Annotated in this window: 14 protein-coding genes; 5 read left to right on the forward strand and 9 right to left on the reverse strand. The window is 63.3% G+C overall.

The window, feature by feature from the left end:
* Genes ispD through rlmB form a run of 4 tightly spaced genes read left to right on the forward strand, consistent with a single transcriptional unit; the run spans window position 1 to window position 3,556 of the window.
* On the forward strand, window positions 1–699 hold the full coding sequence (gene ispD / locus ACSW29_RS05200; protein WP_347871839.1) for a 2-C-methyl-D-erythritol 4-phosphate cytidylyltransferase: 699 nt from the start codon (window positions 1–3) through the stop codon (window positions 697–699).
* The gene (gene ispF, locus ACSW29_RS05205; RefSeq protein WP_230816685.1) at window positions 700–1,176 is read left to right on the forward strand and encodes a 2-C-methyl-D-erythritol 2,4-cyclodiphosphate synthase; all 477 of its coding nucleotides are present in this window, start codon (window positions 700–702) and stop codon (window positions 1,174–1,176) included. It abuts the gene before it with no gap.
* An 11-nt stretch (window positions 1,177–1,187) separates the two neighbouring features.
* Window positions 1,188–2,582 carry a cysteine--tRNA ligase gene (gene cysS / locus ACSW29_RS05210; protein ID WP_448276729.1) on the forward strand — a complete coding sequence of 465 codons (1,395 nt, stop codon included), beginning with the start codon at window positions 1,188–1,190 and terminating at the stop codon, window positions 2,580–2,582.
* Between the two features lie 2 nt (window positions 2,583–2,584).
* Window positions 2,585–3,556: a 23S rRNA (guanosine(2251)-2'-O)-methyltransferase RlmB gene (gene rlmB / locus ACSW29_RS05215; RefSeq protein WP_003945749.1), complete on the forward strand. Its 972-nt coding sequence runs from the start codon at window positions 2,585–2,587 to the stop codon at window positions 3,554–3,556.
* A gap of 34 nt (window positions 3,557–3,590) precedes the next feature.
* On the opposite strand, the gene ACSW29_RS05220 is transcribed toward rlmB, so the two are convergent.
* Both ACSW29_RS05220 and ACSW29_RS05225 read right to left on the reverse strand, forming a co-directional pair.
* The gene (locus ACSW29_RS05220) at window positions 3,591–5,372 is read right to left on the reverse strand and encodes an ABC transporter ATP-binding protein (RefSeq protein ID WP_317827513.1); all 1,782 of its coding nucleotides are present in this window, start codon (window positions 5,370–5,372) and stop codon (window positions 3,591–3,593) included.
* Complete coding sequence (locus ACSW29_RS05225) at window positions 5,369–6,997, reverse strand: ABC transporter ATP-binding protein (RefSeq protein ID WP_317827512.1); 1,629 nt, start codon at window positions 6,995–6,997, stop codon at window positions 5,369–5,371. The genes ACSW29_RS05220 and ACSW29_RS05225 overlap by 4 nt, the downstream gene beginning before the upstream one ends.
* 199 nt (window positions 6,998–7,196) lie before the next feature.
* Here ACSW29_RS05225 and ACSW29_RS05230 point away from each other — a divergent pair, with 199 nt between their 5' ends.
* Window positions 7,197–8,186, forward strand: coding sequence for an iron-siderophore ABC transporter substrate-binding protein (locus ACSW29_RS05230; protein WP_347871835.1), 990 nt, complete (start codon window positions 7,197–7,199; stop codon window positions 8,184–8,186).
* A 38-nt stretch (window positions 8,187–8,224) separates the two neighbouring features.
* Here ACSW29_RS05230 and ACSW29_RS05235 read toward each other — a convergent pair whose 3' ends face one another.
* The 7 genes from ACSW29_RS05235 to ACSW29_RS05265 all read right to left on the reverse strand — a co-directional run bounded on the left by ACSW29_RS05235 (window position 8,225) and on the right by ACSW29_RS05265 (window position 14,000).
* Window positions 8,225–9,022, reverse strand: a complete 798-nt coding sequence (locus ACSW29_RS05235; RefSeq protein WP_031332820.1) for a helix-turn-helix domain-containing protein — start codon at window positions 9,020–9,022, stop codon at window positions 8,225–8,227.
* A gap of 151 nt (window positions 9,023–9,173) precedes the next feature.
* The gene (locus ACSW29_RS05240; RefSeq protein WP_317827509.1) at window positions 9,174–9,851 is read right to left on the reverse strand and encodes an LpqN/LpqT family lipoprotein; all 678 of its coding nucleotides are present in this window, start codon (window positions 9,849–9,851) and stop codon (window positions 9,174–9,176) included.
* Window positions 9,852–9,928: 77 nt separating this feature from the next.
* Window positions 9,929–10,801, reverse strand: coding sequence for a 5-oxoprolinase subunit C family protein (locus tag ACSW29_RS05245; RefSeq protein WP_317827508.1), 873 nt, complete (start codon window positions 10,799–10,801; stop codon window positions 9,929–9,931).
* Between the two features lie 57 nt (window positions 10,802–10,858).
* Window positions 10,859–11,473, reverse strand: coding sequence for a 5-oxoprolinase subunit PxpB (gene pxpB / locus ACSW29_RS05250; protein ID WP_317827507.1), 615 nt, complete (start codon window positions 11,471–11,473; stop codon window positions 10,859–10,861).
* Window positions 11,470–12,231, reverse strand: coding sequence for a LamB/YcsF family protein (locus tag ACSW29_RS05255; RefSeq protein WP_317827506.1), 762 nt, complete (start codon window positions 12,229–12,231; stop codon window positions 11,470–11,472). The genes pxpB and ACSW29_RS05255 overlap by 4 nt, the downstream gene beginning before the upstream one ends.
* A gap of 48 nt (window positions 12,232–12,279) precedes the next feature.
* The gene (locus ACSW29_RS05260) at window positions 12,280–13,161 is read right to left on the reverse strand and encodes a metal ABC transporter permease (protein ID WP_003945811.1); all 882 of its coding nucleotides are present in this window, start codon (window positions 13,159–13,161) and stop codon (window positions 12,280–12,282) included.
* Window positions 13,158–14,000, reverse strand: coding sequence for a metal ABC transporter ATP-binding protein (locus tag ACSW29_RS05265; protein WP_214879760.1), 843 nt, complete (start codon window positions 13,998–14,000; stop codon window positions 13,158–13,160). Before ACSW29_RS05265 ends, ACSW29_RS05260 begins: the two co-directional genes overlap by 4 nt.
* Window positions 14,001–14,046: the final 46 nt, after the last annotated feature.

Raw genomic sequence — 14,046 nt, forward strand, 5'->3', positions numbered from 1 at the left:
GTGGCAGTAGTAGCCCTGGTACCTGCCGCAGGTCGGGGAGTGCGTTTGGGTGAGAAATTACCCAAGGCATTCGTCGAACTCGGTGGGTGCACCATGCTTGCACGCGCGGTCGATGGACTCCGGAAATCCGGAGCGATCGACCGCGTTGTTGTCATTGTGCCGCCTGAACTGGTCGAATCCGTCGTGGCCGACCTCGGTCGTGCGACGGATGTCGATGTCGTCGGTGGTGGCGCCGAAAGGACCGATTCGGTTCGAGCCGGCCTCAGTGCTGCCGGTGATGCGGATTTTGTACTCGTGCACGACGCTGCACGGGCATTGACGCCGCCGGCGCTGATAGCGCGCGTAGTCGAAACTCTCCAGGCCGGCAGCTCCGCGGTCATTCCGGTACTTCCGGTTACCGACACGATCAAGTCGGTCGACGTACTCGGCGCAGTCACCGGTACGCCTCTGCGTTCGGAGTTGCGTGCGGTCCAAACTCCTCAGGGCTTCTCCACCGACGTCCTGCGGAGTGCGTACGACGCCGGTGATGTCGCCGCGACCGACGATGCCGCTCTGGTCGAGCGTCTCGGTGTTTCGGTGCAGACGATTCCCGGCGACGCTCTCGCCTTCAAGATCACCACTCCGCTCGACCTCGTCCTTGCGCGGGCGCTCCTGATCTCGGAGACAGAGTTGAGTGCGGACTCACGGAACGGAAATTAGATGCGCGTCGGTCTCGGCACGGATGTCCATCCCATCGAGGTGGGCCGACCTTGCTGGATGGCGGGGTTGCTGTTCGAGGAAGCGGACGGGTGCTCAGGGCATTCGGACGGCGACGTCGCCGTCCACGCGCTCTGCGACGCGTTGCTCTCCGCGGCGGGCCTCGGTGACCTCGGTTCGGTTTTCGGCACCGGCAGGCCCGAATGGGACGGTGTGAGCGGCGCTCGAATGTTGGCGGAGGTTCGCCGACTGCTCGAGGAGAACCAGTTCACCGTCGGCAACGCAGCAGTGCAGGTCATCGGTAACCGTCCGAAGATCGGGCCGCGACGCGACGAGGCGCAGAGGGTGCTTTCCGAGATACTGGGCGCGCCTGTTTCGGTGTCCGCGACCACCACGGACGGCCTCGGCTTGACCGGTCGCGGCGAGGGGATCGCCGCGATGGCCACCGCGTTGGTCATGACAACCGAACACGACAGGTAAGATCGCTGGTCGTGACCCTGCGCCTATACGACACCGGTACGCGGGCCCTTCGGGATTTTGTTCCGTTGGCCCCCGGACATGCATCGGTGTACCTGTGTGGGGCGACAGTTCAGGGCGACCCTCACATCGGACACGTTCGCAGCGGTGTCGCTTTTGACGTGCTGCGACGCTGGCTGTTGGCGCACGGCAACGATGTTGCCTTCGTGCGCAACGTGACGGACATCGACGACAAGATCCTCAACAAGGCCGCCGACGCCGGCCGACCTTGGTGGGAGTGGGCGACGACGTTCGAGCGTTCGTTCACGTGGGCGTACGACCAATTGGGTGTGCTGCCGCCGTCCATCGAGCCGCGGGCCACCGGCCACGTGACGCAGATGGTCGAGATGATGGAACGCCTGATCGAGAACGGCCACGCGTACGCGGCGGGCGGTGACGTCTACTTCGACGTGCAGAGCTACCCCGAGTACGGCGCACTGTCCGGCCACAAACTCGACGACGTTCATCAGGGCGAGAGTGCAGCCGAAGGAAAGCGCGATCCACGCGACTTCACTCTGTGGAAGGCCGTCAAGCCCGGTGAGCCCTCTTGGCCCACACCGTGGGGACCCGGCCGTCCGGGCTGGCACCTCGAGTGCTCGGCCATGGCGGAGTTCTACCTCGGCGCGGCATTTGACATCCATTGCGGTGGACGCGATCTCGTCTTCCCTCACCACGAGAACGAAATCGCGCAGGCCAAGTGCGCCGGCGACGATTTCGCTCAGTACTGGCTGCACAACGGCTGGGTCACGATGAGTGGCGAGAAGATGTCCAAGTCGTTGGGAAATGTTCTCTCGGTGCCGAACGTGCTCAAGAAGGTTCGCCCGCAAGAACTTCGGTACTACCTCGGTAGTGCGCACTACCGTTCCAACCTCGAGTACTCGGACGAGGCATTGGACGAAAGTGCGAAGTCCTACCAAGGACTCGAGTCGTTTGTCCTGCGCACACACAAGCGCGCAGGTGGCGTCGAACTCGGTACGTGGACCGAAGGTTTCGCGGCGGCTCTCGACAACGACTTGTCGGTGCCGATCGCGTTGGCCGAGATCCACGGCAAGGCGAGCGAGGGTAATTCCGCGCTCGCTGGGGGTGATCTCGACGCGGCTCGGGTGGCTGCCGGCCAGGTGCGGGCCATGCTCGCGATCCTGGGCGTCGACCCACTCGACGAGCATTGGACGCAGTCCGGTGGCGACACCGAGACGGCAATGGAAGCTTTGGACGTGTTGGTGCGGGCCGATCTCGATCGTCGGCAGCAGGCACGTACGGAAAAGAACTGGGCGGTGGCGGACGAGGTCCGCGATCGCCTCATCAAGGCGGGTATCGAAGTAACCGATACTCCCGACGGACCCGAATGGTCCCTTAAGGCAGGGCAGTAACAATGGCTGGAAACTCGAGCAGGCGCGGCGCAGTCCGTAAGGGCGGCACCAAGAAGGGCCAGGTTGCCGGTTCCGGCGGTAAGCACCGTCGCGGCCTCGAAGGGCGTGGCGCTACGCCGCCCGCCGAGGCACGCACGAAGCATCCCGCGGCAAAGCGTGCAGCGCGCGCCGCACGTGCCGACGAGAAGCAAGGCCGCGGTGGCCGTCCGGGTCCGGGCCGCAAGGTTCTCGACGGTCCCGAGACAGTGCTCGGACGCAACCCGGTGGTCGAGTGCCTACGCGCCGGCGTTCCGGCGACGGCGCTGTGGGTCGCCGTCGGCACCGAGAGCGACGACCGGTTGAAGGAATCCGTTCAGCTCGCTGCGGACGCCGGCATCTCCATCCTCGAGGTGCCCCGCACCGATCTGGATCGCCTCAGCGCCAACGGCCTTCACCAGGGCATCGCCCTGCAGGTTCCGCCGTACCGCTACGCGCACCCGGACGATCTTCTGTCCGAGGCACGTAAGCACGCCGAGCCGCCGCTGCTCGTCGCGCTGGACAACATCACCGATCCCCGCAACCTGGGTGCCGTTGTGCGCTCGGTCGCAGCTTTCGGTGGACACGGCGTCGTGATTCCGGAGCGTCGCAGCGCGAGCGTGAGTGCTGTCGCTTGGCGTACCAGCGCCGGCGCTGCCGCTCGTCTGCCGATCGCTCGGGCCACCAACCTCACTCGCACGCTCAAGGACTGGGCGTCGAAGGGTGTTCAGGTCGTCGGCCTCGACGCCGAAGGTGACACGACCCTCGACGATTTCGACGGCAGCGGTCCCGTGGTGATCGTTGTCGGTTCCGAGGGCAAGGGCCTTTCGCGCCTCGTCCGCGAGAACTGCGACGCGATCCTGTCGATTCCGATGGCCGGTCCGGTCGAGTCGCTCAACGCGTCGGTTGCCGCCGGAGTTGTCCTCGCGGACATCGCCCGCAGGCGTCGTAGCAGCTGAGTTGTAACAGCTTGCAGGTGAGTCTGGCGGGTATCTAGCTCCGTACCGACCAGGCTTCCCACAATGCAGCGTAGGAACCGTCCGCGCCGATCAGTTCGTCATGTGTCCCGCTCTCGACTACGCGGCCACCGCTCATGACGAGTATCCGATCGGCGCGGACTGCTTGGCTCAGGCGGTGTGCGATCACCACGGCAGTCCTGCCGGTGACAGCGAGCTCGGCTGCCTGATCGAGTAGACCGGCTGCGGTGGTTCCGGCTTCGGCAGTCGCCTCGTCGAGGATCACGACTGGCGGATCGAGCAGAGCCAGTCGGACGAGGGCTATGTGCTGTGCCTGCGCCGCCGTTAACTGGTACCCGCCGGCCCCGACCCTGGTCTCGAGCCCGTCCGGAAGCTCGTGAATCCATTGAGCTTTCATTCCTTCGACGGCTTCGGCGATCTTCGCATCGTCCGAATCGGGTGCGCACAACCGGAGATCGTCGGCGATCGTCCCGACGAACACGTGAACTTCCTGGCTGACCAGGACGACTTTGTGCCGAAGTTCGGCATCACTCAGGTCGTCAATCGGTGTGCCGTCGACGGTGATGTGCCCGTCCCCGACGGGAATGATGCCGGCAATCAGTTTGGCAAGCGTGGTCTTTCCGGCACCACTGCTGCCGACGACGGCGATTCGTTCCCCCGGTGCGATGGCGATCGAGATCGAATCGATGACCGGAGTGGAGTTGTTGTACGAGTAAGAAACCCGGTCCACCTCGACGCCGATGGGTTCGGACCGAGCCGAGGGAGGAATGCTCGAAGGACGCCCGGACATCGCGGTGACACCGATCAGGCGAGCCAGGCTGGCACCCGCATCCTGCAATTCGTCGATGTTGGAGAGAAATACCGCGATGGGGCTGAACAGACTGTGGAAGTAGAGCGCGGCGGCGGTAGCGGCGCCGATGGACACCGAGCCCGTGGTCACGAGCCAGTAGCCTACGCTCAGGACTGCGGCCAATCCGAGCAGTTCGGCGCCGTTCAGTTGAGCGAAGAAGTTGGTGCGCAGTCGAACTGCCTGCATGTCGAAGCTGATGGCATGCTCGGAGGTCGCGGCGATTCGGCCGATGTGCTCGTCAGCTCGCCGTAGGGCAGTGACAGTGCCTGCGCCACCGAGAGTTTCGATGAGCTGCTGTCCCCGCCTGGCCTGCGCAGCTCGAGAGCGTCGGTAGACGGGTCCGGAGCGTCGGAGGAAATGACGAAGAGCAAAATAGTGGATCGGCGCGACCGCAACGATGGCCAGGGTGAAGCGCCAGTCGATCACTCCCACACCGACAAGCGTCAATGAAATCATGAACAGGGCAGACACCGTTGCGGGTAGCACCCGAGCGATGACGGTGTTGACCGCTTCGACGTCACCCGAGACTCGGGAAATCAGATCACCGGTTCCGGCTTCCTCGACCAGCGACGACGGCTGTGCGATCGTAGCGGCGAACACGTCCTCACGAAGATCGGCCAGCACGTTCTGCGCGACATTCGCGAGAAGCTGTGTGCTCCACCAAGTCAACGCAACTCCTGCGGCCGCTGCGCCGAGCATGAACGCGGTGATACGTAGAAGTGAGACAAACGGTTTGCCCTCCGTGACCGCATCGACCATGAGTCCGAGCAGCGCGGGGGTGGACAGGCCGCAGGCCGTAGCGGAGAGAAGTACGACGGTCGTGAGTGCGAGCGCTCGCTTGCGTGGCCGAAGCAATGCGATCAATGCGCGGACGGTCTGCTTGGTCGACGCGATCGGCAGGGCCGATGCAGCCGGAACAGCAGATGCATCCGGAAGGGTGGCAGTCACAGCGAGTCTCCGTCCCGAGCGTCGCCGTCGATCGTCACGACACGGTCACACGAATGGAGCAAGGTCGGACTCGAGGTGATCACCACAATGGCCTTGTCAGGAAAGTTTCTCAGTGAGTGTGCAATTCGATGCTCGGTAACAGAATCCACGGAAGTGGTGGGTTCGTGGAGGACCAGGATCGGCTGGGGTTGATGGAGAGCGCGGGCGAGGAGAAGGCGTTGGCGTTGACCCCCGGAGAGCTTCTTTCCTTGCTCACCTACCTCGGAGAGGTGGCCGTCGGGCAGATGCGTCAACACGTCGTCGAGTGCAGATGACGTCATTGCCGACGAGTCGACGCTCGGTGCGGCCAGATTGTCGAAGACGGTGCCGGTGAACACGGTTCCTTCATGGGCGGAGACGAACACCTGATCGCGAACTCCGTCCGGACCGAGTTCGGTTGCATCGGTCCCGAATACGAAGTAGCAGTCGGGGACGAGCGGGGTCTGATAGGCGAGTTGTCGTGCCAGTCGGTGAGCGGAATCGTCCGCGCGCACGCCCACCACCTCGCCGCGGCGAGCCGAGACGACAGTTCCGTTGTCCATCGAAATCAGCAGGGCGTCTTCACTTCTGACCGCGCTGATCGGGGCGGTGGAGGGCGGCGATTCGATCAGGTGCGGCTCGGCCAGGAGTTCGGACAGTCTGCGTGCGGAGCCTCGCTTGGCAGCGAGTTCTGCACCGAAGAACCCCAGAGTTTCCATCGGACCGGCAATGACCCTGCTCAAGCCGACAACGGTGACGAAGTTGCCCACGGTGATCGCGCCTTGATGCGCCATCCACGCGGCTCCAAGTGCGACCGACGCCAGCACCAACGCGGAGACCCCGGAATTGAGCGCGGTCAGACTGGACATTGCTCTGACCGTCCGGATCGCTGCTTTCATCGACTCCCGGCTCGCCTTGACGTATCGCGACAGGGCAGTGGGCTCAGCCCCGAAACCCTTCAGTACTCTTAACCCAAGCGTGAAATCAGTTGCAAGCATGCCTGCCTCGGCTGCCTTCTTCTGCTCTGCATACACACGCTCGTCCAGCGGACCGCTGATCTTGTGGATGAATACGAGCTGCGCAGCAGTGATGAGTACGACGATCAGTGCGAGCGGCCACGATACAAAGGCAAGCGAAATCACTGCCGCGGCAAGCCCCGCAAAAGCTGAGCCCTGTTCGGCGACAACCCAGGAGAAGCCCGATACGTGTGAGGCGTCCGAGGTGGAGATGGTGAGAACTTCACCCGTCGAGCGCTGAGCTTGCATGCCTCTGGCATCGAGTACCCGTCTGGCAGCGTTCAGTCGTAGGTCGTGTTCGCCGTAGACGAAGACCTGTGTGTTCAGACGGACCGCGATGCGCCACGACAGGGCGAGTCCGATGAACAGAGCGCTCATCACCGCCAGCCATACGAGAAGTGCTGTGCTGTCGGACTTTCCGATTGCACGGTCGACGACGGTACCGATCAGCACTGGAATGAGGGCTTGAGCTACCTGATACGACGCCTGGCCGGTGACGGCTGCAACCAGTCGCGGGCCGCGTCCGGAGGAGAACGAACCGGTTCTGATCATCTCCATCGGACCGGAACGAGTTTCGGGCAGCGCTGACACTCGTGAAACTCCTCGCCCAGATCTGAACACTCGTTGTGCAGTTCTACGGTAGAGCCGGAGCGAGTGCGGAAAGTGCTCGCAGATGCCAAGGGCTACGCGGCAGCGGACAGATGGAGTATCGACACCCCATTACCGGGATCAGGTCTCGATATACCTGCCTGGTCGAAACAAGTACGTTTGCGAAGAGAGCTGACAGAAGATGAAAAGCACTACCCGAATAGTGGCTGCGCTGGCCGCGATTGCCCTGCTCGCAGGCTGCCAGAGCAGCACCGAGTCAACAGCGTCGGAGGACACGACGCAGTTGGCCGAGGCCGGTGCGCTGCCGGTCACCGTAGATCACGCGTACGGCTCGACCACCATCGAGACCGAACCTCAGCGGATTGTGACCATCGGCTGGAACAGCCAGGATTCGGTCCTGGCACTGGGCAAGACGCCCGTCGCCATGGAGTCGTTCAGTGGGGCAGGCTTGGAGAACGGAATCCTGCCGTGGGACGAAGAATTGTTGGGCGATACCGTACCCACGTTGCTCGACAGCACTTCCGGTGTGCCGTTCGAGCAGATTCTGGCGTTGGAGCCGGACGTGATCATCGCGGTGGTCTCGGGAATCACCGAAGACGACTATGCACGTCTTTCTCAGATCGCACCCACGATTCCGTTCAAGGAGACCGCATGGGCGACTACGTGGCAGGAGCAGTTGTCGACCATCGGTTCAGTGCTCGGTCAACCGAAGCGGGCGGCTGAGCTGATCGAGGAAACCGACGAATCCATAGCGGACCTGGCTGCGGGCTCCCCGGATCTGAACGGGAAGACCTTGACCTTCCTCTCGGGAAACATCGACGGCCTCACCAATTACTGCGCCGACGACGGCAGAGTCATCCTGATGACCCAGCTCGGACTGAATCAGTCGGCCGGAAGCGCAGAGCTGTGCGGCGACACGCAGGGGTCGGTGACCGCATCGCGCGAACAGTACAACGAACTGGATGCGGACGTTATCGTGCTCAACGATGCGAGCGGGCAGGGACTCCCTGGATTGATGGGGGACAAGTTGTTTGCCGACCTGCCGGCAGTCAAGGACGGCAGGCTGATTCAGCAGCTCGGTCTGGCCCGAGTCATGGCACTGGCTTCACCCACGTCGCTGAGTGTCAAATATGCCTTCGCGGAACTGGTTTCGAAGATGAACGGGTTCTGACCGGCTGATGATTCTGACCAACTGATGCTTCTGACCAGCTAGGCCGACAATTCGCACGCGTCCGAGTAATAGTTCTTCGGTGTCCGTCCGGTGACCTTGCGGAACACGCTGGTGAAGGCGCTGGGGGTTTCGTATCCGACTCGGCGGCTTACCGTCGAAACAGGAACGCCCGCAGCGAGATAGGACATCGCAGCGCGGACGCGAACTTGAATTCTCCACTCGGTGAAGGACATCCCCGTGCCCTGAGAGAACACGCGGCTCAGGGTTCGGGGGCTTCCGCCGACCACATAGGCCCAATCGGCAAGCCCTCGTTGATCGGCGGGGTCGGCGATCAAACGGCGTGCAACGGCAAGGGCCCGGGGGTCGGCGGGCATCGGCACTGCGACATCGGCTGCCTCGATGGGCGCGAGGGTGTCGAAGACTACTGATTCGGCGCGCAAGCGAGCCTCGGTCGGCATATTTCGCTGGTGCAGGTGGATGAGCATCGTTTTGACCACGTCGTCGATGCCGATGATCGCGGGTTTTGTCCACGGGTGGGGGAACGACTCGGGCCGGAAGTAGGTGAAGCGCGCCTCGGTGGATGCGCCGAGCGTGATGCGCCGTGGAGTTCCGGCAGGAATCCACATGCCGACCGTCGGTGGGATCTGCCAACGCACGTCGTCGATGTAGGCGCTCATCTCTCCGGAAGCGCCCCACAGGAGTTCGTGTTCGGGATGGCGGATCTCACGCCACGCACGCTTCTGATCGCGCCCGATGGTGGACGTGGTCATGGAGAAAGGGAGCGGAACGTACCGGCCTGCCGGCACAGCCCAGTACGGAAATCCTGTGGAACTCATCGGTGGATCATACCGCGAACGACTTAGGTAACGCTTTCCTATTTGGCGGGCGGTTGCAAGGGCGATGGAGCGCAATCGCGCAAGCGGATCGCTCGGCTCAGTGGGTGGTGGCCTCGGTTCGCTCAGTGGCCATTGTTGTTCGGTCAGGCGCTTAGCCGAATTCGATGGAAGTGTTGATTTCTTCCACCTGGTTGGACGTCTGCATGTTTGTCGTATCGGTGAACTGGTTTGCGAAGCTGACCAAGTAGACCGGCGAGTTGTCGTCGGCTTGGTAAGCGACGACTGTCATGACGGCGTAGAGCGGAACGCCCAGGTTTGGGGCGGTCCAGGTTCCGGAGAGGCGGAACCCCTGCTGTCCGTCGACGTCGATCTCGGTGTACTTCACTTCGGTCCACCCGTCGAGGGTGGCGATCGTTTCACGCTCAGCGGCAAGAACCTCGTCTTTTGTTGCGGTGCTGTGGTTTTCGACCTTCACGGTGGTGTTCGGCATGAAACCGCTGGGTTCCCGGCTGTTGCTGGACAGCGCATCCGTAACCCCGGCGGGGATGTTCTCGCCTTGGGTCCAACTTGGCGGGAGGCTGACGCTGATGCTCGGCGCTTCGGGGTCGTTGCCGGTCTCGATCGTCGTCCGCTCGCCGATGAACGGTGTCCCGTCCCGCAAAGTCGGCGTCGCGGCAGCGGCCGACGGCGAGGATGCAGAACTTTCGGAAGTGGTTGTTTCGCTGGAGACGGCGTCGCCGCTTTCCGAACTGCTGCATCCGGACAGGACGAGTGCAGCAGTGATCAGTGACGCTATTCCGAGAGCAAGTGTGCTGCTCTTAGGGCTCATAGTGTGACAGTCCTTCAGGTTCTGGCGACGGACGAGCGCCGCCGGCAGCGTTGCTGGCGCGGCTGAGACTATCAGCGCTACGACGGCCGAGTAGTGGCCTTGAAGGTAATGGTGCTGCCGGGCCGCAGCTGTGCCAGCGACGCAATCCCTGCGTCGGAGACGACGGCGACGACGGGGTATCCGCCGGTCACGGGATGGTCGGCGAGAAATACGACGGGCGCTCCGCCTGGTGGCACCTGGATAGACCCCACGACGACGCCTTCGCTCGGCAGTTCCTCCGTGCGCGAGCGGTGCAGAGGCCCTTGGCCCTGTAACCGGACACCGACGCGGTTGGTGTGTTCGGTGACTTTCCATGTGGTGTGCAGGAGCGCCTGAACGGATGCGGCAGTGAACCAGGAATTTCTTGGGCCGAGCGTGATCTCGAGTGGAACTGCGCCGAGTGGAGGGGCCGGCGGTGGAATCAACTCTTCGGTGGGCCACGTCCCTTCCTCGGCCCCGAGGAGGAGGTGATCGCCGACGGCGAGCGGCGGCGGCCCGAGTCCGGAGAGCGTGTCGGTGGATCTGCTGCCGAGTACCTGCGGGACGTCGACGCCACCGCGTGCTGAGATGTACGTTCTCAACCCGGTTGTGCTGTAACCCAATTCGAGAATGCTGCCACCAGCCAGGTGGATGCTCGCGTAGTCAGGTGCAGACTGTCCGTCGACGGCCAGCGGCACCCGCGCGCCTGTCGCTGCCACCGTCATCGAACCGACGGCCCGCATAGCAAAACCCCCAGTGGTGACTTCGATGGTTGCCGCTCGAAAAGTGTTGCCTACAAGTCTGTTAGCGCTGTCGTGCGAGATCATGTCGACGGCGCCGGATCGGCCGACCCCGAGGGCGCCGTAGCCTCTCCGCCCGCGGTCCTGAACTGTGGCGAGCGGGCCGGTACGCACTACCTCGAGCCAGGCCATGAATCCATTGTCCCGCAACAACGCGGTGAAGACACCAAAATTATGCTTGCACCAAAATCATGTACGGACAAAGGTGACCGTGGTGCCGGGTAGAAGCAGTGCCGGCGAGCGGCGCTCGGCGTCCCACACCGACAGTTCCGTCGTTCCGATCAACTGCCAGCCGCCCGGGGAACGCCGCGGGTAGACGCCCGAGAACGGTCCGGCCAACCCGACTGCACCGGCCGGGACCTGCCTGCGCGGGTCCGATCGACGTGGAACCTCGAGCTTTCTCTCGCTGCTGGTCAGATATGCGAACCCCGGAGCGAATCCGATGAACGCGACGGTCCACGACGCAGCCGTGTGAGCATCGATCACACCGTCGACCCCGAGTCCGGTCATCTTGCCCACCTCTACGAGATCGGGGCCGTCGTAGCGGACCGGAATCTCGACAGCAGGTCCGCTCTCGTTTGCTGTGAGTTCGATCGGTACGGCCCCACGGACCCATTTCTCCACGAGTTTGTGCCCGGTGATCGTGTTGTCGTATTCGATCAAGATGGTTCGCGCCGCGGGAATCAGGTCGATCACTCCGGGGATCCGACTGGCGTCGAGAGCCCTGAAGTTGCCCAGCACGCTCGGCAGTTCCTCGTACTCGACGAGGACTGCGGATTCACCGGCGGGCAGGATCGTGATCATGTGAACGGTGTGATCTCGACGCCGGAAGAGTCGAGGAGAGCGCGGATTGCCACGGCCATGTCGACGGCTGCTGGACTGTCACCGTGTACGCACACCGATGCGGCAGCGACTTTCAACGTGCTCCCGTCGACTGCGTCCAACTCGCCGTCGACGACCATTCGCCGAACCCGTTCTGCAACAAGCGTCGGGTCGTGCAGAACGGCGCCCGACTCGGTGCGGGGAACCAGGGTGCCTTCCGCCGTGTACGCGCGATCGGCAAAAACCTCGGCGACGATTTCGAGTCCGGCATCGCGAGCTTCTTCCAGAAACACCGAACCCGGCAGTCCGAGAACAGGTAGCGAACTGTCGTAGGCGACAACAGCGGCGACCACGGCCCGTGCTTGCCGACGGTGATGAACGATCGCGTTGTAGAGCGCGCCGTGGGGTTTGACGTACGTGACCCGCGATCCGGCGACACGAGCCAAACCGTCGAGCGCCCCTATTTGATAAATGACGTCGGCGGTCAGGTCCTTCGGAGAGACGTCGATGAAGCGCCTGCCGAAACCGGCGAGGTCTCGGTACCCCACCTGCGCGCCGATACGTACGCCGCGGGTGGCTGCGGATTCGCAAGTCGCCAACAGTGTCGTCGGATCGCCGGCATGGAATCCACAGGCCATGTTCGCGCTTGTGACAAGTTCGAGCATCGCGTCGTCGTCGCCCAGGGTCCAGGCTCCGAAGCCCTCGCCGAGGTCGCTGTTCAGATCAACGCTGTAGCCCATACTTCGATTCTAGGTACATGAGCTTCGAGATATGCGGGCTCGCGGTGTTCAGGCGTGTGCCGGAATCCGTCCGGCATTCTTGCGACGTGCGGATCCGAAGAGTCGACATATCAGGTAGATCACGAACGAGACCGAGGTGACGAAACTCGAGACGGGAACGCCGGGGGCCAGCGAGAGAAGGATGCCGCCGACGGCCGCCAGTTCGGCGAACACGACGGAGAGAATCGTGGCCTTGAGCGGGCTTGCCGTGACGTACGCGGCGGCCGCTGCGGGAGTGATCAGCAGCGACATCACCAGCAGAGCGCCGACGATCTGCACGCCGAGCGCGGCGGTGATGCCGACCAACACTGCGAACACGATCGACAGTGCCCGAACCGGAACACCGCGAGCTGCAGCAACTTCGGGATCGGTGCTCGCGAACAGCAAAGGGCGGTAGATGAATCCGAGTGTGCCGATCACGATGACCGCACATAGCAGCAGAAGTTCGAGACCGCTGTTTCCCGGTGCCACGATCTGTCCGACCAACAACGAGAAGCTGGTTCCCGTGCGACCGTCGTACGCCCAGAGGAACAATACCGACAGGCCGAGGCCGAAAGCCATGATCACGCCGATCACCGAATCCCGGTCCCGCGCTTTGGCTCCGAGCAGTCCGAACAGCACTGCCGCGACCACGGATCCGACGATGGCGCCGAAGCCGACGCCCACACCGACGAGAAGCGCGGCGGATGCACCCGTCAGTGACAGCTCACTAGTTCCGTGCACCGAGAACGACATTTGGCGGCTCACGATCAGCGGCCCGATGATGCCTGCCAGCAATCCGAGGATGGCGCCCGCGATCAACGCCTGTTGGACGAAGTCGTACTGCAGTAGATCGACGGTGGCGGACACGTCGAACATCCGCGACATCGCATCGGTGAACTTGTTACTCACTGGTGGTGATCCTCATCAGAATGGTGAACGCCTTCGCCTGGACGCAGTCCGCCCGCGCTGCCGAGCGCATCGATGGCATCTCCGGTGCCGATCACGACGAGGCGGCCACGAACCTGCAACACTTCGACGTCGGTGTTGTACAGATCCGAGAGAACCTCGGACGTCATCACTTCGGCCGGCGTCCCGATCCGGAATTTGCCGTCCACCAGATAGAGCACTCGATCCACCAACGGCAGGATCGGATTGATCTCGTGCGTCACGAACAGCACCGCCGTGTCATGGCTGCGTCGACGCTTGTCGATCAGCGTCGAGACCAGGTGCTGGTTGGCGAGGTCGAGGCTGAGCAGCGGCTCGTCGCACAGCAGGATCCGCGGGTCGCCGACCAAAGCCTGAGCGATCCGCAGTCGCTGCTGCTCACCGCCGGACATGGAACCGATGGGGGCGTCGGCAAACGACTGGGCGCTGACCTGCGCGATGGCGTCGTCGACGATCTTGCGTCGACGACCCCGGCGCAGTAGCCCCGTGCCCCACTGGTGACCGTCGACGCCGAGGCCGACCAGGTCGCGGCCGCGGAGCGGGAGGCCGTCGTCGATCGACTTCTGCTGCGGGATGTACCCGACATGTGAGTTACCGGCCCGTGCCGGCGTGCCGACGATCTGAGCACTACCGCCGCTGAGTTGCAGTTGACCCAACAGAATCTTCAGGAGCGAGGTCTTGCCAGACCCGTTCGGTCCGAGCACGGCGATGAACTCACCTGGCTGTACCTCGAGGTCGAGTCCGTCCCAGAGGGTGCGGGCGCCGAAAGATAATCGAGCACCCTTCAGCGTCACAGCGGGCACGGTGTTTCCTGAAGGCGCGGTGTTACCAGAAGGCACGGCGTTACCA

The organism is Rhodococcus sp. GB-02 (genome assembly GCF_053470465.1).

What these genes read in the sequence shown, in the direction of transcription:
- ispF (WP_230816685.1), top strand. Translation starts at nt 700, where the DNA reads ATGCGCGTCGGTCTCGGCACGGATGTCCATCCCATCGAGGTGGGCCGA.
- rlmB (WP_003945749.1), top strand. Translation starts at nt 2,585, where the DNA reads ATGGCTGGAAACTCGAGCAGGCGCGGCGCAGTCCGTAAGGGCGGCACC.
- ACSW29_RS05230 (WP_347871835.1), top strand. Translation starts at nt 7,197, where the DNA reads ATGAAAAGCACTACCCGAATAGTGGCTGCGCTGGCCGCGATTGCCCTG.
- ACSW29_RS05235 (WP_031332820.1), bottom strand. Translation starts at nt 9,022, where the DNA reads ATGAGTTCCACAGGATTTCCGTACTGGGCTGTGCCGGCAGGCCGGTAC.
- ACSW29_RS05240 (WP_317827509.1), bottom strand. Translation starts at nt 9,851, where the DNA reads ATGAGCCCTAAGAGCAGCACACTTGCTCTCGGAATAGCGTCACTGATC.
- ACSW29_RS05245 (WP_317827508.1), bottom strand. Translation starts at nt 10,801, where the DNA reads ATGGCCTGGCTCGAGGTAGTGCGTACCGGCCCGCTCGCCACAGTTCAG.
- pxpB (WP_317827507.1), bottom strand. Translation starts at nt 11,473, where the DNA reads ATGATCACGATCCTGCCCGCCGGTGAATCCGCAGTCCTCGTCGAGTAC.
- ACSW29_RS05255 (WP_317827506.1), bottom strand. Translation starts at nt 12,231, where the DNA reads ATGGGCTACAGCGTTGATCTGAACAGCGACCTCGGCGAGGGCTTCGGA.